This window comes from Burkholderia sp. KL41 (genome assembly GCF_057005415.2).
Genome location: NZ_CM174447.1, coordinates 881,087 through 898,744 on the forward strand (window position 1 = coordinate 881,087; position 17,658 = coordinate 898,744).

The 17,658-nt window shown below is 67.9% G+C and carries 13 protein-coding genes; 7 read left to right on the forward strand and 6 right to left on the reverse strand.

All coding sequences use genetic code 11. The annotated features are described in order from the left end of the window. Positions 1 to 23 precede the first annotated feature (23 nt). Together PQB87_RS21525 and PQB87_RS21530 are read right to left on the reverse strand one after the other, a co-directional pair. A complete protein-coding gene (locus tag PQB87_RS21525; protein WP_489243748.1) occupies positions 24 to 1,811 on the reverse strand; it encodes an SDR family oxidoreductase in 1,788 nt (595 codons plus the stop codon). Between the two features lie 44 nt (positions 1,812 to 1,855). Further along, the gene (locus tag PQB87_RS21530) at positions 1,856 to 2,752 is read right to left on the reverse strand and encodes a M24 family metallopeptidase (protein ID WP_301862669.1); all 897 of its coding nucleotides are present in this window, start codon (positions 2,750 to 2,752) and stop codon (positions 1,856 to 1,858) included. A 427-nt stretch (positions 2,753 to 3,179) separates the two neighbouring features. On the opposite strand from PQB87_RS21530, the gene PQB87_RS21535 reads away from it, so the two are divergent. After that, on the forward strand, positions 3,180 to 4,457 hold the full coding sequence (locus tag PQB87_RS21535) for an HAD family hydrolase (RefSeq protein ID WP_111939333.1): 1,278 nt from the start codon (positions 3,180 to 3,182) through the stop codon (positions 4,455 to 4,457). Between the two features lie 449 nt (positions 4,458 to 4,906). On the opposite strand, the gene PQB87_RS21540 is transcribed toward PQB87_RS21535, so the two are convergent. From PQB87_RS21540 to PQB87_RS21555, 4 genes are all read right to left on the reverse strand, one after another. Continuing rightward, entirely contained in the window at positions 4,907 to 5,848 is a 942-nt protein-coding gene (locus PQB87_RS21540) for an Abi family protein (protein ID WP_059698297.1), read from the reverse strand. 168 nt (positions 5,849 to 6,016) lie between these two features. After that, the gene (locus PQB87_RS21545) at positions 6,017 to 6,790 is read right to left on the reverse strand and encodes a slipin family protein (protein WP_153489130.1); all 774 of its coding nucleotides are present in this window, start codon (positions 6,788 to 6,790) and stop codon (positions 6,017 to 6,019) included. Further along, entirely contained in the window at positions 6,787 to 8,367 is a 1,581-nt protein-coding gene (locus PQB87_RS21550) for an NfeD family protein (RefSeq protein WP_111939335.1), read from the reverse strand. Before PQB87_RS21550 ends, PQB87_RS21545 begins: the two co-directional genes overlap by 4 nt. Before the next feature lie 121 nt (positions 8,368 to 8,488). Further along, a complete protein-coding gene (locus tag PQB87_RS21555) occupies positions 8,489 to 9,523 on the reverse strand; it encodes an AraC family transcriptional regulator (protein ID WP_059588755.1) in 1,035 nt (344 codons plus the stop codon). Positions 9,524 to 9,660: 137 nt separating this feature from the next. Here PQB87_RS21555 and PQB87_RS21560 point away from each other — a divergent pair, with 137 nt between their 5' ends. The 6 genes from PQB87_RS21560 (at position 9,661) to PQB87_RS21585 (ending at position 17,279) form a co-directional block, all read left to right on the forward strand. Beyond that, the gene (locus tag PQB87_RS21560) at positions 9,661 to 10,794 is read left to right on the forward strand and encodes an acyl-CoA dehydrogenase family protein (RefSeq protein ID WP_027789617.1); all 1,134 of its coding nucleotides are present in this window, start codon (positions 9,661 to 9,663) and stop codon (positions 10,792 to 10,794) included. 298 nt (positions 10,795 to 11,092) lie between these two features. Then, positions 11,093 to 12,799: an AMP-binding protein gene (locus tag PQB87_RS21565; RefSeq protein ID WP_060066759.1), complete on the forward strand. Its 1,707-nt coding sequence runs from the start codon at positions 11,093 to 11,095 to the stop codon at positions 12,797 to 12,799. A gap of 108 nt (positions 12,800 to 12,907) precedes the next feature. Next, positions 12,908 to 14,437 carry a CoA-acylating methylmalonate-semialdehyde dehydrogenase gene (locus PQB87_RS21570; protein WP_060066756.1) on the forward strand — a complete coding sequence of 510 codons (1,530 nt, stop codon included), beginning with the start codon at positions 12,908 to 12,910 and terminating at the stop codon, positions 14,435 to 14,437. A 15-nt stretch (positions 14,438 to 14,452) separates the two neighbouring features. Beyond that, complete coding sequence (mmsB, locus tag PQB87_RS21575) at positions 14,453 to 15,355, forward strand: 3-hydroxyisobutyrate dehydrogenase (protein ID WP_489243751.1); 903 nt, start codon at positions 14,453 to 14,455, stop codon at positions 15,353 to 15,355. Then, positions 15,352 to 16,143 (forward strand): enoyl-CoA hydratase, encoded by a 792-nt coding sequence (locus PQB87_RS21580; protein WP_059485175.1) that lies wholly within the window; start codon positions 15,352 to 15,354, stop codon positions 16,141 to 16,143. Before mmsB ends, PQB87_RS21580 begins: the two co-directional genes overlap by 4 nt. Continuing rightward, the gene (locus PQB87_RS21585; RefSeq protein WP_489243753.1) at positions 16,140 to 17,279 is read left to right on the forward strand and encodes an enoyl-CoA hydratase/isomerase family protein; all 1,140 of its coding nucleotides are present in this window, start codon (positions 16,140 to 16,142) and stop codon (positions 17,277 to 17,279) included. Before PQB87_RS21580 ends, PQB87_RS21585 begins: the two co-directional genes overlap by 4 nt. The last annotated feature ends 379 nt before the right edge of the window (positions 17,280 to 17,658 follow it).

Here is a 17,658-nt window from a genome sequence, read left to right on the forward strand (position 1 = left end):
TCCCTGTGCGGCGTGATGCGCCGTCAATGCGATGCCATGCTGACGCGGGCGATCATCCGGCCGAGCCACGGCATGAAGCGGCCGACGAAGCGCATCGCGTGCGCCTCGCCGCCGACGGCGACGACGGGACGGTTGCGCAGCACGCCGTCGACCATCGCCTGCGCGACGGTTTCGGGTTTCAGGCCGCGCATCTGGTACAGCTTCGTCGCGCGCTTGCGCAGCCGCGCTTCGTCCTGGGCATTGGCGCCCGCGTATTGCGTCGACGCCATGATTCCGGTCTCCGCGAAGCCGGGGCACACGGCCGTCACGCCGATGCCTTTTTCCGCGAGCTCCGCGCGCATGCATTCGCTGAGCATCAGCACGGCGGCCTTCGTCGTCGCATACGCGGGCAGGTCGCGCGACGGCCCGAACGCGGCGGCCGACGCGGTGTTGACGATGTGCCCGCCGGTGCCGCGCGCGGCCATCTGCTGCGCGAACAGTCGCGAGCCGTGGATCACGCCCCACAGGTTCACGTGCAGGATGCGCTCCCAGTGCCGCGTGCTCGTGTCGAGGATGCCGCCGGCCATGCCGATGCCGGCGTTGTTGATCACCACGTCGGCGCCGCCGAGTTCGTCGCCGACCCATGTCGCCAGCGCTTCCATTTCGTCGGCGGACCCGACGTCGACGCGTTTCGCATGGGCCTGCGCGCCGGTCAGCCCGATCAGCAGCGCGGTGCGTTCGGCGCTCGCGAGATCGATGTCGCACGCGACGATCGTCGCGCCTTCGCGCGCGAACGCGAGCGCCGCGCAGCGGCCGATGCCGCTGCCCGCGCCGGTGACGACCGCGACCTTGCCGCTGAAGCGGCCGCTCGTTGCGCGGCGGCGCGCGTTCGCGAGCGCGGGCGGCTCGTTGCCCGATTCGACCGCGTCGATCAGTTGCCCGGCCAGATCCGCGAAGCGCGCCGGATCGGCGAGCGGCAGCCAGTGGCCGGCCGCGACCTCACGGCGGTAGTACTGCGGCACCCAGCGCGACAGGTTCTCGGACAGCGCGGGGCTCACGTACTTGTCGCCGAGCGGCACGATCGTCTGCACCGGTGCATGCGCATGGCGTTCGCGCGGCGCGAACAGGCAACGGATGAAGTTCGCGCGATAGAGGCGCACGCCGCGCGCGCCGTCGTCGGCTTGCGTCGGACGCGGCGCGACGGGCGTTTTCTCGAGCCGGCGCAGCAGGCGCGGCCACGCGCGGCCGAGCCACAGCCGCCAGCCGAGCTCCGGGACGAACGGCAGGTGGAACAGGTACACGTACCACGAGCGCACGAGCTGGCCGCCGAGCTTGGCGAGCGACGCGGGCGTCGGGTGCAGCACGCGTTCGCGCAGCCAGAAGCCGACATGGTCGAGGCACGGCCCCGAGCACGACGTGTATGACGCGATGCGGCCGGAAAGGCGCGGATCGGTGACGAATTCCCAGCCCTGGATCGAGCCCCAGTCGTGCGCGACCAGATGCACGGCGCGGCCGGGGCAGAGCGCGTCGATCACCGCGACGAAATCGTCGGTCAGCTTCGCGAGGTGGTAGTCGGCCGTGCGCTTCGGCGCGCCGGACAGGCCCGCGCCGCGCACGTCGTATGCGATCACGTAGTGCTTGCGCGCGAGCAGCGGCGCGACGTGCTGCCAGACGCTGCTGTCGTCGGGATAACCGTGTACGAGCACGACCGGCGAGCGGGCCGGGTCGCCCCAGGTCCTGACCGCGAGCGTCAGGTCGCCGGAGGCGACCGCCGTTTCGCCATGAACCGATTCGAACAGGGCCAGCGGCGCTTCGTCGGAAAGAGGCTGCATCGTGAGTCCGTCGTTCAGGGAGTGGGGAGAAAGGCGGGTTCGCGTCAGGCGGCGGCCGGCACGGTCGCGACGGCCTGCACACGCTCGGCCTGGCGGCGCTGCCAGCGGCGCACGTGCGGCAGGTCTTCGTCGAGCCAGTACGCGTCGTCTTCGGTGATCACGAGCAGCTCTTCGAATTTCGCGCCGACGCCGGCGAAGCCGAGATGCGGTTCGACGGCCCACAGGCCCGGCACGGGCGCATGCTCGGAGCGGCGGTCGATCGACCACAGCGGCGACCAGCCTTGCTGTTTCGCCGCGCGCCCCTGGTCGAGCAGCAGGTTGCGCGTCGCGTTCAGCCCGAAGCGCGCGACGAAGCGCGGCTTCGACAGCTTGTGGATCTTCGCGACGCGATGCGCGAGCACCTTGAACGGATAGGCCTTGTGGCGCGGCTCGACGCCCTGGCGGCGGCACAGCGCGTCGACTTCCTGCGCGACCTCGGCCATCGGCCGGCGCGCCTTCACGAGCCGCACGATCAGGTCGCGATGGTCCATCAGGCCGTCCTGCAGCTGCTCGAGGATCGGGTTCTGGCCGAGGCAGTGCGCGTAGCCGACGTCGGCCACGATGCCGTCGAGCACCGGCGCGACGTCGAGGATCACCGGCATGTCGGTTTCGAGCTGCCGGTTGCTCGGGAAGAACGCGAGATTGAAGCCGCCCATGTGCTTGAGGCCCGAGAAACCCTGGAAGGCGGTGCGGTCGCCGAACCACGCGAACGGCTTGTGCAGCCAGTCGTGTACGCCGTTGTCCTGCAGCCATTCGGTCAGGAGGCGCGCGGCTTCCTTTTCGGTGATGCCGGGGTAGAGCATCGCGCCGACGGTCTCGACACAGCGGTAGGCAAGCTGCTGGACCGCGCGGAATTGCGGCAGCTCGTCGAGGTGGACTTCCGGCAGCGAGTGGTCGGCCATGATGCGTCTCCAGGGGGGCGCTGATCCGGAATCCGCCCGCCGGCGTCGCCGGCACGGGTTATTCAGTCAGCATTTAATGTGTCATTGATCAATGTAACGATCATAGACGGTTCCGCGTGCCGGGACGTGAGGATTTGTCCTAATGGCAGGGGGAAATGGAGGGGAGCCTCTAGGTTTCCGGACGATGTCGCGAGCGGCTGCGTCGCCGGCCCGGACGGCCGTGTTCGACCGCTTCGTGATGCCTGGCATGTCGCGCCGGATCAACTCGCCGTCGCGTCGCGGCGTGACGCAGTCAAATTGCCGAAATAATTTCGACACATCATTCGCCCCCGATTCGAAGCCGTCCCGGCTTCGCGGTGGCGATGACCCGCCAGTGCGCCGCACGGGGCAGTGAACGGAACCGATTCGACATTTCCACGGAGAGACCATGCAACGCCGCCAGTTCATGAACACCCTTGCCGCGGCGACCGCTGCGACGTCGCTGATGCTCAAGGCCGGCACCGCCGACGCAAAGAGCGCCACCGCGCCGGACGCGCTGGACCCGGGCCGCTGGTCGCCGTTCAACGCCGCGCGCCTGCAGGCGGTGCTCGACCAGCATGGCGTCGCGAGCGCGCGCTACGACGAAAAGCGCCGCCCGTACGCGGTGTTCGACTGGGACAACACGTGCATCATGAACGACTGCGAAGAGGCGTTGCTGATGTACCAGATCAACCATCTGCAATACAAGCTGACACCGGACGAATTCGTCGGCGTGATGTGGAAGGACGTGCCGAAGGGCGCGTTCATGAAGGACTACACGACCGTCGACGGCAAGCCGGTGACGATGGAGGATCTCGCCGCCGACGTCGAATCCGACTACCGCTGGCTCTACGCGAACTACAAGGGCTTCGGCGGCAGCAAGAGCCTCGACGAGATTCACGAGACCGACCAGTTCAAGGATTTCCGCGCGAAGCTGTACTTCATGTACGACGCGATCTGCGACACGCACCCGCTCGAAGTCGGCTACAAGTGGATCATCTATTTCTACAAGAACATGACGACCGCCGAGCTGCAGGCGATGGCGGAAGCGTCGGACAACTACGGGATCGGCGACGCGCTGCGCAAGGTTCGCTACGAAAGCCCGAAGACGCTGCCGGGCAAGGCCGGTGTCGTGGCCGATGCGCATTTCCACGGCATTCGCATCCATGAGGAAATCCGCGCGGTGATGCACACGTTGCGCGCGAATGGCATCGACGTGTACGTGAGCACCGCGTCGCTCGACGATGTGGTGCGCGTGTTCGCCGGCAATCCGAACTACGGCTACGGCGTGCCGCCGGAGAACGTGATCGGCCTGCGCCTCGACATGCAGGACGGCAAGTACACGAGCACCTATCCGGCCGGCTGGCATTTCAACTGGGGGCCCGGCAAGACGGTGGGCATCCGCAACGTGCTCGTATCGAAGAAGGGCTACGGCCCGCTGCTGGTGTTCGGCGACAGCGACGGCGACGCGTGGATGCTGCGCGACTTCAAGGACACCGCGGCCGGCGTGATCGTCAACCGGATGAAGAAGGGCGAGATCGGCGCGGACAGCAAGCTCGCGGCCGGGCAGATCGGCCAGCCGGATGCGCGTTTCCTGCTGCAGGGCCGCGACGAGCACACGGGCCTGATGATTCCCGACGAGAAGTCGATCAAGTACGGCAAGACCGAGCGCAAGCTGCTGGCCTGACAGGTGCCTGCTGCCGGGTGCCGGGCCGTGGCGGCCCGGTGTCCGGCGGGATCGACGGCGGCGCGTCGCGCGGGCCGGAACTCGCGCGTCTCAGCGCTCGCGCGGCGTACCCAGCCGGTCCAGCAACGCCCCCAGCAGATCGATCGGCAGCGGAAACACGAAAATGAAGGAGAAGCGCCGGACCGGGCGCCGGACGATCGATCGGGTGCGGGAGTGGCACCGAATCCGGAGAGGGAAGCGGATCGAGCTCGCAACGGAGGAGGCGGACAATAAAAAAAGGACGCTTGCGCGTCCTTTTGCCGTCTGAAGTGTTGCGCATCGTCGAGAGGCGTCCCCAGCGTTTTCATCGGCAATGCTAGCGAAGTATCGAACGAATGTCAAAATGCAGCGCGTCGAAAGCGGAGCGTGACGGGCATCCTGCCGCGTGTTCGGTTGTATCCGCCCTGAACTCACCGCCACGCCGGCGTCGAATGCCAATCGGTCGTGAAGCCGAGATGGGCCGCCGCGTCCACGTGCTCACACCCCGTCAACGTCGCTCGCAAGGCTTCGCGCCATTCAGTCCCATGACCGAGTGGGTCGAGCAGGGCCTTCATCATCGTTGCGCGGGCGTAGAACGTCTCCGGCCGGGTCATTTCCGGGGCATACCGTGCGAGCGTTCGCCCGGCCGGCTTGGCGGGAGGCGATACCGTCAGCTTCATTCCCCAAAGCCGGGCGTGGTGCGCACACGCATTGCGCAGGTCGGTGAGCGATTGAAGCCAGCTGGTGAGCACGGTATCAGGGATGTCCGGCCACGCATGGCGTCCGGCGACCTTGCGGTCGCGCATCGAGAGCGCACTGAAGATTCGGGACAACGCGCCCAGGCTCAGCCGCTCGCAGACCAGCCAGATCGGTGGCAGGTCGGGGCTGGCATAGGTTCGATAGTAGTGAGTCAATGCCGAACCTTTCCGGGTTTCACACTCCCGGGCGATCTGATCCAGAATGCGCGCGTAGTGGCGCAGGTCGACGAAACGGTCCCTCTCGACGTACCAGTGGCTGCCGTAGTCGATTGCGAGGGGATTGCTGAGTGCGGCGCGCAGCGCAACCTCGATGCGCTCGACCGCGTCCATCGTGATCGAGCGCAGACGTCGATCGAATGCGTAGAGTTCAACGATGTCGGAGAATCTGGTTCGAGGCCAGAATCGCTTGGTCGTGGGGTTCTGGAACCGCCGCATGTAGACCAGCAACCGGAAATGGCCGATCGACCGGAGCATTCGCAAGTTCGCCGGGCGATCGTCGATGCGCAGGCCGCGTTGCCACAGTCGATGCAGCGTTTCCTCGGCGCTGAGGGCCACCTTGCCATAGGCCCTGGTTGGCGTCGCCGATGCCGTCTTCCTTGTCCGAGTCTTGCCCATCGTTGATCCGTACTGCCATGCATGCGGATCTCGTTGTATACGCCATCGGACCGCGAGCGGCCATCTTCCATACCATTCGGCTGATAGGGGGCGCCGGTCGGTATCGATGCCTGTTGCCCCTCGTCCGGCGAATCCGGTGAGTATCCGGCGAGGATCCGAATGTCTGTCTCACTCCTCCCGCTTCCCGCCCAACCGGTCCAGCAACGCCCCCAGCAGATCGATCGGCAGCGGAAACACGATCGTCGAATTCTTGTCCGCCGCGATCGTCGTCAGCGTCTGCAGGTAGCGCAGCTGCATCGCCTGCGGCTGCAGTGCGAGCCGCTGCGCGGCCTGCAGCAGTTTCTCCGACGCCTGCAGTTCGCCTTCCGCATGAATCACCTTCGCGCGCCGCTCGCGTTCGGCCTCGGCCTGTCGCGCGATCGCGCGGATCATCGTCTCGTTCAGGTCGACGTGCTTGATCTCGACGGTCGACACCTTGATCCCCCACGCATCGGTCTGCGCGTCGAGCGTCTTCTGGATGTCGGCGTTCAGCTGCTCGCGCTCGGCCAGCAGCGCATCGAGCTCGTGCTTGCCGAGCACCGAACGCAGCGTCGTCTGCGAGAGCTGGCTCGTCGCGTCGAAGAAGCGCGCGACCTGGATCACGGCCTTCTCCGGATCGACCACGCGGAAATACACGACCGCATTCACCTTCACCGACACGTTGTCGCGCGTGATCACGTCCTGCGGCGGCACGTCGAACACGACGGTGCGCAGGTCGATCCGCACGACCTGCTGGACGATCGGGATGATCAGCACGAGCCCCGGCCCCTTCACTTTCCAGAAGCGGCCGAGCATGAACACCACGCCGCGCTCGTACTCGCGGAAGATGCGGATCGACGACGCGACGAGCACGACGACGAAGACGATCAGGACGCTGCTGAAGCCGAACGTGTAACCGATCATGAAGGCTCTCCTTGGTGTTGTTCTTGCACCGGTACGTCGTAGAGCGGGGCGACGGTGAGCAGCAGCCCTTGGCGGCCGGTGACGCGCACGCGGCAGCCCGCGGCAAGCGGCGCGCTGCTGGCCACGCGCCAGCGTTCGCCGTGTACGCGCGCCCAGCCGGCGGCGGACGGTGCCGCGCCGGCCGCGCCGTGCGGCTGGTCGGCGCGCAGGCCGTCGTCGAGCACTTCGCCGATGCTGCCGACCATCGCCTCGGCACCCGTCACGACCGGGCGCCGCCGCGCGCGCAGCGCGACGCTCGACACGCCCGCGACGAGCAGCCCGCCGCCGAGCGCCAGGCTCGCGATCACGGGCCACGGAATCCCGTAGCCGGGCACGTCGGTATCGATCAGCATCAGCGCGCCGATCGTGAACGACACGATCCCGCCGAAACCGAGCACGCCGAAGGTCGGCAGGAACGCCTCGGCGACCAGGCAGCCGAGGCCGAGCAGCACGAGGCCGAGGCCCGCATAGCTGATCGGCAGCAACTGCATCGCGAACAGCCCGACCAGCAGGCAGATCGTGCCGGCGACGCCCGGCAGCACGAAGCCGGGGTTCGCGAACTCGAAGAAGAGGCCGTAGATGCCGATCGTCAGCAGGATCAGCGCGACGTTCGGATCGGCGATGATCGCGAGGAAGCGGCTGCGCCAGTCGGGTTCGACGATGACGAGCGGCGCATGCGTGGTCGCGAGCTTCACCGTGCCGGCGGTGGTCGTCGCGGTATGGCCGTCGAGCTGGCGCGCGAGGTCGGCCGGATCTTGCGCGATCAGGTCGACGACGTGCTGCGCGCGCGCCTCGCTGGCCGACAGGCTGACGGCTTCGCGCACCGCGCGCTCGCCCCATTCGGCATTGCGCCCGCGCAGCTGCGCGAGGCCGCGGATGTAGGCGGACGCGTCCTGCATCGCCTTGCGGATCTCGGTCGATTGCGTGTCGGTCGGCAATGCGGCCTGCGTGGCGGCCTCGGACGCACCGGATGCCCCTGACGCACCCGGGGTTCCGGCCGGCGGGCGCGGTGCAGCGGGGTTCGCACCCGGCGGCGCGGCGCCGCCGATGCCGAACTGCACCGGCGACGCCGCGCCGAGATTGGTGCCGGGCGCCATCGCCGCGAAGTGGCTGGCATAGACGATGTAGGTGCCCGCGCTGGCGGCCCGCGCGCCGCCCGGCGCGACGAACGCGGCGACCGGCACGGGCGAGCCGAGGATGGCCTTGATGATCTGCCGCATCGACGTGTCGAGGCCGCCGGGCGTGTCGAGCTGCAGGATCGCGAGCGGCGCGTGCTGGCGTGCCGCACGGTCGAGCGAGCGCACGATGAAATCGGCGCTGGCGGGCCCGATCGCGCCGTTGATCGGGATCACGATGACCGGGCGGGCGGCGGCGGGTGCGGCGGGTGTGTCGGCGGACGGCGGCGCGGCGACCGCGGCACACACGACGAGCAGCGCCGCGAACAGCGCGGCGCGCGCGACCCGCGCGGACAGCGGGTGACGAGGGTGGCCGCCGGGCGTGGCAGGCACCGGCGACGGCCCGTGACGGTGAACGTGCATCGGGGCGTCCGGGCGGCGCGTGGCCGTGCGCCATCCGGCTTGCGGAAAGGGCGTGGGCCCGATGCTTAAAGATTAGGCGGTTTCGGCGGAAAGCGCGAAGCGGGCGCCGTGCCGGCCGGCCTCAGCTCGCGCCGCCGCCGCGCGCGAGCACTTCGTCGCGATAGTCGGCCGGGCTGCGCCCGCTCCATTTGCGGAACGCGCGGTAGAACGCGCTCGGTTCCGCGAAACCGGTTGCAGCCGCGACGTCGGCGATCGTGCGCGCGGGGTCGGCCAGCGCCTCGAACGCGAGGTCGCGCCGCAGCGTGTCCTTGATCGACTGGTACGCGTGGCCTTCCTGGTGCAGCTTGCGGCGCAGCGTGGCCTCGGCCACGTGCAGCCGCGCGGCCATCCCGCCCGCGCCCGGCCACGCGGCGGGCGGCATCCCGCGCAGCACCGCGCGCACGCGCTGCGCGAGCGCGTTCGGGTTGCGGTACTTGACGATGAAGCTCGCCGGCGCGTTGCGCAGGAACGTCTTCAGCGTCTTCGCGTTCTGCACGACCGGCAGCGTCGCGAATTCGGGATCGAAATCGACATACGAATCGGGTTCGTTGAAACGCATGTCGTCGCAGAACATCGACGGGTATTCATGGTCGGCGGGCGGCGTGTCGCAGCGGAAGCTCGCATGCAGCAGCGGGATGCGCCGCCCGATCAGCCAGCAGGTCAGCCCGTAGACGATGATGAAATAGGTCGCGTATGTGAACATCGCCGGCGTCGCACCGTTGTTGCGGTGCACGAAGCGCAACCGCACGCGCTGCGGGTTCGCGTCGAGCTCGGCGTGCAGGTCGTCGAGCACGCAGTGCATGAAATTCACCGCGCGCGCCATCGCGTGCAGGCCGTCGCGCGCGGTCAGCGCCGCCTGGCTCATCGCGATGAAACTGCCGCTGCGCATCGGGTGGCGATCCTGCCCGAAAAACTCGTCGTCGAGCGTGCGCGCGATCGCGTTCCACAGTGCGCCGTATTGTTGCGCGGACACGCGTGCGCGCGGCTGCCCGAGCAGCGCCGGGGCGATGCCGGCCTGCGCGAGCAGCGGTTCGGCCGCGACGCCGCGCCGGGTCGCGAGCGCGACGCTGTAAGCGACGAGGCTGATCGCGACGGTTCCCTTGTCTTCCTGCTTCATCCGTGCCGCCGGTGTGGCAAAAACGCTCAGTGTAAATGAGCGGCGCGAGCATCGAACAGTCGCGCGTGCTTGCCTACACTTGTTGCATCGAAACGCAAGGACGGTCGCGCCCGGCGGCCGCGGGAGACAGCAGCACCATGGACGAGCTTTACACCGAAGACCAGCGGATGATCCGCGACGCCGCACGCGCCTTTGCCACCGAGATGCTGGCGCCGAACGCGGCGCAGTGGGACCACGATGCGCACCTGCCCGACGCCATCGTCGCGCAGCTTGGCGAACTCGGCCTGCTCGGGATGATCGTGCCGCAGGAGCTGGGCGGCTCGTATACGGACTACGTGGCCTACGCGCTGGCGATGGAGGAAGTCGCCGCCGGCGACGCCGCGTGCGCGACGATGATGAGTGTGCACAACTCGGTCGGCTGCGGGCCGATCCTCGGTTTCGGCACGCCCGCGCAGAAGGATCGCTGGCTGGCCGACATGGCGGCGGGCCGCGTGATCGGCGCATTCTGCCTGACCGAGCCGCAGGCCGGCTCCGAGGCGAACAACCTGCGCACGCGCGCGGAACTGCGCGACGGCAAATGGGTGCTGAACGGCGCGAAGCAGTTCGTGACCAACGGCCAGCGCGCCGGGGTGGCGATCGTTTTTGCCATGACCGACCCGGAAGCCGGCAAGCGCGGCATCTCCGCGTTCCTGGTGCCGACCGACACGCCGGGCTTCATCGTCGGCAAGCCCGAGAAGAAGATGGGCATCCGTGCATCGGATACGTGCCCGATCACGTTCGAGAACTGCGCGATTCCGGAAGAAAACCTGCTCGGCAACCGCGGCGAAGGGTTGAAGATCGCGCTGTCGAATCTCGAGGGCGGCCGCATCGGCATCGCCGCGCAGGCACTCGGCATCGCGCGCGCCGCGTTCGACAAGGCGCGTCGTTATGCGGGCGAGCGCGTGCAGTTCGGCAAGCCGATCGCCGAGCATCAGGCGATCCAGCAGAAGCTCGCCGACATGGCCGTGCAGATCAACGCCGCGCGCCTGCTCGTGCATCACGCGGCGAAGCTGCGCACGGCCGGCTTGCCGTGCCTGTCGGAAGCGTCGCAGGCGAAGCTGTTCGCGTCGGAGATGGCCGAGCGCGTGTGTTCGGACGCGATCCAGATCCACGGCGGCTACGGCTACCTGGTCGATTACGAAGTCGAGCGCCACTATCGTGACGCGCGCATCACGCAGATTTACGAAGGCACCAGCGAAGTGCAGCGGATGGTGATCGCGCGGCAGCTTTGAGCCGCGGCATCCGGGTCGAAAAGAAGCATCGCGCAGGGCACGAGGGCAGTGCGGTGAACGCGGCACGCAACGACGTGACCGTGCACCGCGACAGAGGAGACCGGGCATGCGCTGCAGTCATGTTGCCGGTTCACCGCGAGGCATGGGACGAGGGTAAGCGTTGAAGCGCTGACGCTCGTCGACCGCGCAAGGCATGGGACGAGAGCAAGCGCTAAAGCGCCAACTCTCGTCGACCGCACGAGGCATGGGACGAGAGTAAGCGCTAAAGCGCTAACTCTCGTCGACAGGAGACAAAACGATGACGGTACAGGCATTCCTGAACGCACGCGACTTTCTGCTGCGCCATCGCACCGACTACGAAACCGCGTACCGCGATTTCGAATGGCCGGTGCTCGACGCGTTCAACTGGGCGCTCGACTACTTCGACCCGATGGCGCGCGGCAACGACCAGCCCGCGCTGTGGATCGTCGACGCGGCCACCGGCACGGGCGATCCGTATTCGTTCGCGCAGATGTCCGAGCGTTCGTCGCGGATCGCGAACTGGCTGCGCTCGATCGGCGTCGTGCGCGGCGACCGCATCCTGCTGATGCTGCCGAACCGTGTCGAGCTGTGGGACGCGATGCTCGCCGCGATGAAGCTGGGCGCGATCGTCCTGCCCGCCACCACGCAACTGTCGCCCGACGACGTGCGCGACCGCGTGCAGATCGGCGGCGCGAAATACGCGATCGTCGACGAGAACGAAACCGCGAAATTCGACCAGCCCGACCTCGGCCTCGCGCAGAAGATCGTCGCGGGCGCGCCGCGCGCGGGCTGGCTCGCGATGAACGACGGCTACGCGGCGAGCGCCGAATTCGAGCCGGACGCCGTCACGCACGCGAACGATCCGATGCTGCTGTACTTCACGTCGGGCACGACGTCGAAGCCGAAACTCGTCGAGCATACGCACCGCACCTATCCGGTCGGGCACCTGTCGACGATGTACTGGGTCGGCCTGCAGCCGGGCGACATCCACTGGAACATCAGCTCGCCGGGCTGGGCGAAACACGCGTGGAGCTGCTTCTTCGCGCCGTGGAACGCGCAGGCCTGCGTGTTCGCATTCAACTACGCGCGCTTCGAGCCGAAGGTGGTGCTCGATGCGCTCGTCAAATACCAGGTGACGACGCTGTGCGCGCCGCCGACCGTGTGGCGCATGCTCGTGCAGCAGCCGCTCGCGTCGTTCGACGTGAAGCTGCGCGAGATCGTCGGCGCGGGCGAGCCGCTGAATCCCGAGATCATCGAGCGCGTGAAGAAGGCGTGGGGCATCGCGATTCGCGACGGCTACGGCCAGACCGAGACGACCTGCCTGATCGGCAACTCGCCGGGCCAGCCGGTGGTCGCGGGCTCGATGGGCCGGCCGCTGCCCGGCTACCGCATTACGCTGCTCGACCCGGACGGCGCGCCCGTGACCGAAGGCGAGGTCGCGCTGCCGATCGGCGCCGACGTCACGCGCCCGGTGGGCCTGATGAAAGGCTATGCGAACAACCCCGATGCAACCGCCTACGCGATGCGCGACGGCCACTACCGCACGTCGGACATCGCGATGCGCGGCGACGACGGTTATTACGTCTACATCGGCCGCGCGGACGACGTGTTCAAGTCGTCCGACTACCGGCTGAGCCCGTTCGAACTGGAAAGCGTGCTGATCGAGCATCCGGCGATTGCCGAGGCGGCCGTCGTACCGAGCCCCGACCCCGTGCGGCTGTCGGTGCCGAAGACCTTCATCACGCTGCGGCAGGGCTACGAGGAAAGCCCCGCGCTCGCGCTGGAGATCTTCCGTTTCTCGCGCGAGAAGCTCGCGCCGTACAAGCGCATCCGCCGCCTGCAGTTCGCCGATCTGCCGAAGACGATCTCGGGGAAGATCCGCCGCGTCGAGCTGCGCCGCCGCGAGATCGAGCGCGGCGACGACGCGACCGCGCGCATGCCCGGCGAATACTGGGAAGAAGATTTTGCTGCCGAACTGAAATGACGTGACCGCGGGCCGCGCGCCGCATTCCGCGGCCGCCGTCCGCAGCCGAATTGAACCGGCCGCGCGGCGATATTGCGCTTCGCGGCCCTCTGCAAGGAGAAGGGATCGATGAACGCGAATCCGACGCCCCGGACGGGGCAAGACGTGCCGACGGTCAAGCTGCTGATCGACGGCGCTTTCGTCGAGTCCGCCACGAAAGAGTGGCGCGACATCGTCAACCCGGCGACGCAGCAGGTGCTCGCGCGCGTGCCGTTCGCGACCGTCGCGGAAGTCGACGCGGCCGTACAGGCCGCGCACGCCGCGTATGCGACGTGGAAGAACACGCCGATCGCCGCGCGCATGCGCATCATGCTGAAGTTCCAGGATCTGGTGCGCACGAACCAGCAGCGCATCGCGAAGACGCTGACGGCCGAGCAGGGCAAGACGATCCCCGATGCCGAAGGCGACATCTTCCGCGGCCTCGAAGTGGTCGAGCACGCGTGCTCGATCGGCTCGCTGCAGCTCGGCGAATTTGCCGAGAACGTCGCGGGCGGCGTCGATACCTACACGCTGCGCCAGCCGCTCGGCGTGTGCGCGGGCATCACGCCGTTCAACTTCCCCGCGATGATTCCGCTGTGGATGTTCCCGATGGCGATCGTCTGCGGCAACACGTTCGTGCTGAAGCCGTCCGAGCAGGACCCGATGTCGACGATGGAGCTCGTCGAGCTCGCGATCGAGGCCGGCGTACCGAAAGGGGTACTGAACGTCGTGCACGGCGGCAAGGAAGTCGTCGACGCGATCTGCACGCATCCGCTCGTGAAGGCGATCTCGTTCGTCGGCTCGACCACCGTCGGCACGCACGTGTACAACCTCGGCAGCGCGCACGGCAAGCGCGTGCAGTCGATGATGGGCGCGAAGAACCATGCGGTCGTGCTGCCCGATGCGAACCGCGAGCAGACGATCAATGCGCTCGTCGGCGCCGGCTTCGGCGCGGCGGGGCAGCGCTGCATGGCGACGTCGGTCGCGGTGCTGGTCGGCGAAGCGCGCGACTGGCTGCCCGATCTCGTCGCGAAGGCGAAGCTGTTGAAGGTGAATGCGGGCGCGGAAGCCGGCACCGACGTCGGCCCGGTCGTGTCGAAGGCCGCGAAGGCGCGCATCCTGTCGTTGATCGAAGCGGGCGTGGGCGAAGGCGCGAAGCTCGAACTCGACGGCCGCGACGTGAAGGTGGCCGGCTACGAAAGCGGCAACTTCATCGGCCCGACGATCTTCTCGGGCGTAAAGACCGACATGTCGATCTACACGCACGAAATCTTCGGCCCGGTGCTCGTCGTGCTCGAAGCCGACACGCTCGACGACGCGATCGCGCTCGTCAACGCGAACCCGTTCGGCAACGGCGTGGGCCTGTTCACGCAAAGCGGCGCGGCGGCACGCAAGTTCCAGAGCGAGATCGACATCGGCCAGGTCGGCATCAACATCCCGATCCCGGTGCCCGTGCCGTTCTTCAGCTTCACGGGCTCGCGCGGCTCGAAGCTCGGCGATCTCGGCCCGTACGGCAAGCAGGTCGTGCAGTTCTACACGCAGACCAAGACGGTCACCGCGCGCTGGTTCGACGACGACACGACGGCCGGCCCGGTGAATACGACGATCCGGCTGCATTGAGCCGTGGAGGACAACATGAAAATCGGATTTATCGGCCTCGGCCACATGGGCGCGCCGATGGCGCTGAACCTGCTGAAAGCCGGCCACGAAGTGCACGCGTTCGACCTGAGCGCCGACGCCTTGCGCGCACTGCAGGATGCCGGCGCACAGGTGGCCGCGTCGCCGCGCGATGCCGCCTCGGGCGCGACGTTCGTCATCACGATGCTGCCGGCCGCGCCGCACGTGCGCTCGGTGCTGTCCGGCGAGAACGGCGTGCTCGCCGGCCTCGGCGCGGGCGCGACCGTGATCGATTCGAGCACGATCGACCCGGCGAGCGCACAGGCGTTCGGCGCGCTCGTGCGCGAGCACGGCGGCGCGTTCGTCGATGCGCCGGTGTCGGGCGGCACCGGCGGCGCGGCGGCGGGCACGCTGACCTTCATGGTCGGCGGCAGCGACGCGGATTTCGCGCGCGTGAAACCCGTGCTCGCGGGCATGGGCAAGAACATCGTCCATTGCGGCGCGACGGGCATGGGGCAGGTCGCGAAGGTCTGCAACAACCTCGTGCTCGGCATCTCGATGGCGGCGGTGTCGGAGGCGATGTCGCTCGGTGTCGCGCTCGGCATCGACCCAAAGGTGCTGGCCGGCATCGTCAACACGTCGACGGGCCGCTGCTGGAGCTCGGACACCTACAACCCGTATCCGGGCGTGATCGAGACCGCGCCGTCGTCGCGCGGCTACTCGGGCGGCTTCGGCACCGACCTGATGCTGAAGGATCTCGGTCTCGCGAACGACGCCGCGAAGCAGGCCCGCCAGCCCGTCTATCTCGGCGCGCTCGCGCAGCAGCTGTACCAGACGATGAGCAGCCGTGGCGACGGCCAGCTCGATTTCTCGGCGGTGATCCGCCTGTACCAACCGGCCAGCAAGAAGGACGCGTCATGATCGAACTGGACTACGTCGACGATGGCGCGATCGCGTGCGCGACGCTCAAGCGTCCGCCCGCGAACGCCTTTACCGCCGACGGGCTGCGGCAACTGCAGGACACCGTCGCCGAACTGAATGCGAACCCGCGCGTGCGCGCGCTGGTGATCACGGGCGACGGCCCGAAATTCTTCAGCGCGGGTGCCGACCTCAACACCTTCGCCGAAGGCGACCGCGCGGTCGCGCGCGCGATGGCGTCACGTTTCGGCGCGGCGTTCGAGGCGCTGCACGACGCGCGTGTCGTGACGATCGCGGCGATCAACGGCTACGCGATGGGCGGCGGCCTCGAATGCGCGCTCGCGTGCGACCTGCGGATCGCCGAAACCCATGCGCAGATGGCGCTGCCCGAGCCGTCGGTCGGCCTGCTGCCGTGCGGGCTCGGCACGCAGACGCTGCCCTGGCTCGTCGGTGAAGGCTGGGCGAAGAAGATCATCCTGACCGGCGCGCGTGTCGACGCGGCCACCGCGCTGCGCATCGGCCTCGTCGAGGACGTCGTGGAGTCGGGCGCGTCGCGCGATGCGGCGCTGGCGCTGGCGCGCAACGTCGCGCGGCAGAGCCCGCACGCGGTCGCGTACAGCAAGGAGCTGATCGGCCTCGCGCGCCGCGGCGTGCCGCGCGGCGCGGCGCTCGCGGTCGAGCGCGAACGCTTCGTCGACCTGTTCGATACCAGCGATCCGCGCGAAGGCGTGGCCGCGTTCCTCGGCAAGCGCGCGCCGCAGTGGCACACCGACGGGGAGGGGCAACGATGAGCACGCCGGTCACGAATCACGACGCGTTCGCGGAGCATGCCCCCGAGGTGCTGTTCCGCGTGGTGAATCGCGTGGCGCTGATCACGCTGAACCGGCCGGCCGCGCTCAACGCGCTGTCGTACGCGATGATCGGCGAGCTGGCCGCGCTGCTCGAACGCTGCCGCCACGACGACCAGATCGTCGCGGTCGTGCTGCGCGGGGCGGGCGAGAAGGGCTTCTGCGCGGGCGGCGACGTGCGCGCGCTATACAGGATGGTCGCGCAGCGCGAAACCTGGCTGCCGTTCTTCGTCGACGAATACCGGCTCGACTACGCGATCCATACGTTCCCGAAGCCGGTGGTCGCGCTGATGGACGGCGTGACGATGGGCGGCGGCATGGGCCTTGCGCAGGGCGCCGCGTTGCGCGTCGCGACCGAGCGCAGCAAGATCGCGATGCCGGAAACGCGCATCGGCCTCGTGCCCGATGTCGGCGCGACGCATTTCCTGTCGCGCATGCCGGCCGAACTCGAGCTGTACGTCGGGCTGACCGGCGCGATGCTGTCGGGTGCCGACGCGCTGACCGCGAAGCTCGCGGATCTGTGCGTGCCGTCCGCGTGGCTCGACACGTTCGAGACGCGCATCGAAAGCGTCAAGTGGGAAGGCGATGCGTTGCCGCTGCTGCGCAAGGTGTTCGAGCCGCCGTGCAACGTCGTGCCGCATGCGGCGCTCGACGGCCAGATGCCGTGGATCGTGCGTCACTTCGACAAGCGCTCGACCGTCGAGCGGATCGTCGCGACGCTGACGCAGGATCTCGCACGTGAGGAACTGTCGCGCGAGCACCGTCAATGGCTGCAGGCGACGCTCGATGCGCTCACGGGCCATTCGCCGACGATGCTGTGCGTGACGCGCGAGGCGCTGCTGCGCGGCCGCCAGATGACGCTCGCGGAATCGTTCCGGATGGAGCTCGGCATCGTTGCGCGTGCGATCGAGGAAGGCGACTTCTGCGAAGGCGTGCGCGCGCATCTCGTCGACAAGGATCGCAAGCCGCGCTGGGCGCCCGCGTCGCTCGTCGAGCTGCGCGCCGAACGCGTGCGGCATTTCCTCACGTCGCCATGGAAGCTGTTCGCGCATCCGCTCGCCGATCTCGGCGCGGGTTGACGCACGGTATTGCCCCCGGGCGACATGCAAGGCGGCCATGCTCCGGTATGGGCCGCCTTTTTTCATGCCGCGCGATGCCACCGTGAACCACATGACTTCGCCACCGTTCACGGCGGCCGGAACACTCGATCCTGTGTACCCGCTCGCACAATGGCGATGCGGAAATTTTCGACTTGCCATTCAATCGGATCAGCCATTAATATCATCAAACAATGTTTGATGAGCGTTTCGATAATGTAATGTCGCTGTAATTGCGGCGATTATGATAATGAAGCGCTTTCGATAAATGATCCGAGGCAGGCATGAGAGAAATGGTGTATTTCACGCGGGGTACGGTCGTGCCCGGCATCCGGTATTTCGATATCGTTTCCGTCACGTC

What these genes read in the sequence shown, in the direction of transcription:
- PQB87_RS21525 (WP_489243748.1), bottom strand. Translation starts at nt 1,811, where the DNA reads ATGCAGCCTCTTTCCGACGAAGCGCCGCTGGCCCTGTTCGAATCGGTT.
- PQB87_RS21530 (WP_301862669.1), bottom strand. Translation starts at nt 2,752, where the DNA reads ATGGCCGACCACTCGCTGCCGGAAGTCCACCTCGACGAGCTGCCGCAA.
- PQB87_RS21535 (WP_111939333.1), top strand. Translation starts at nt 3,180, where the DNA reads ATGCAACGCCGCCAGTTCATGAACACCCTTGCCGCGGCGACCGCTGCG.
- PQB87_RS21540 (WP_059698297.1), bottom strand. Translation starts at nt 5,848, where the DNA reads ATGGGCAAGACTCGGACAAGGAAGACGGCATCGGCGACGCCAACCAGG.
- PQB87_RS21545 (WP_153489130.1), bottom strand. Translation starts at nt 6,790, where the DNA reads ATGATCGGTTACACGTTCGGCTTCAGCAGCGTCCTGATCGTCTTCGTC.
- PQB87_RS21550 (WP_111939335.1), bottom strand. Translation starts at nt 8,367, where the DNA reads ATGCACGTTCACCGTCACGGGCCGTCGCCGGTGCCTGCCACGCCCGGC.
- PQB87_RS21555 (WP_059588755.1), bottom strand. Translation starts at nt 9,523, where the DNA reads ATGAAGCAGGAAGACAAGGGAACCGTCGCGATCAGCCTCGTCGCTTAC.
- PQB87_RS21560 (WP_027789617.1), top strand. Translation starts at nt 9,661, where the DNA reads ATGGACGAGCTTTACACCGAAGACCAGCGGATGATCCGCGACGCCGCA.
- PQB87_RS21565 (WP_060066759.1), top strand. Translation starts at nt 11,093, where the DNA reads ATGACGGTACAGGCATTCCTGAACGCACGCGACTTTCTGCTGCGCCAT.
- PQB87_RS21570 (WP_060066756.1), top strand. Translation starts at nt 12,908, where the DNA reads ATGAACGCGAATCCGACGCCCCGGACGGGGCAAGACGTGCCGACGGTC.
- mmsB (WP_489243751.1), top strand. Translation starts at nt 14,453, where the DNA reads ATGAAAATCGGATTTATCGGCCTCGGCCACATGGGCGCGCCGATGGCG.
- PQB87_RS21580 (WP_059485175.1), top strand. Translation starts at nt 15,352, where the DNA reads ATGATCGAACTGGACTACGTCGACGATGGCGCGATCGCGTGCGCGACG.
- PQB87_RS21585 (WP_489243753.1), top strand. Translation starts at nt 16,140, where the DNA reads ATGAGCACGCCGGTCACGAATCACGACGCGTTCGCGGAGCATGCCCCC.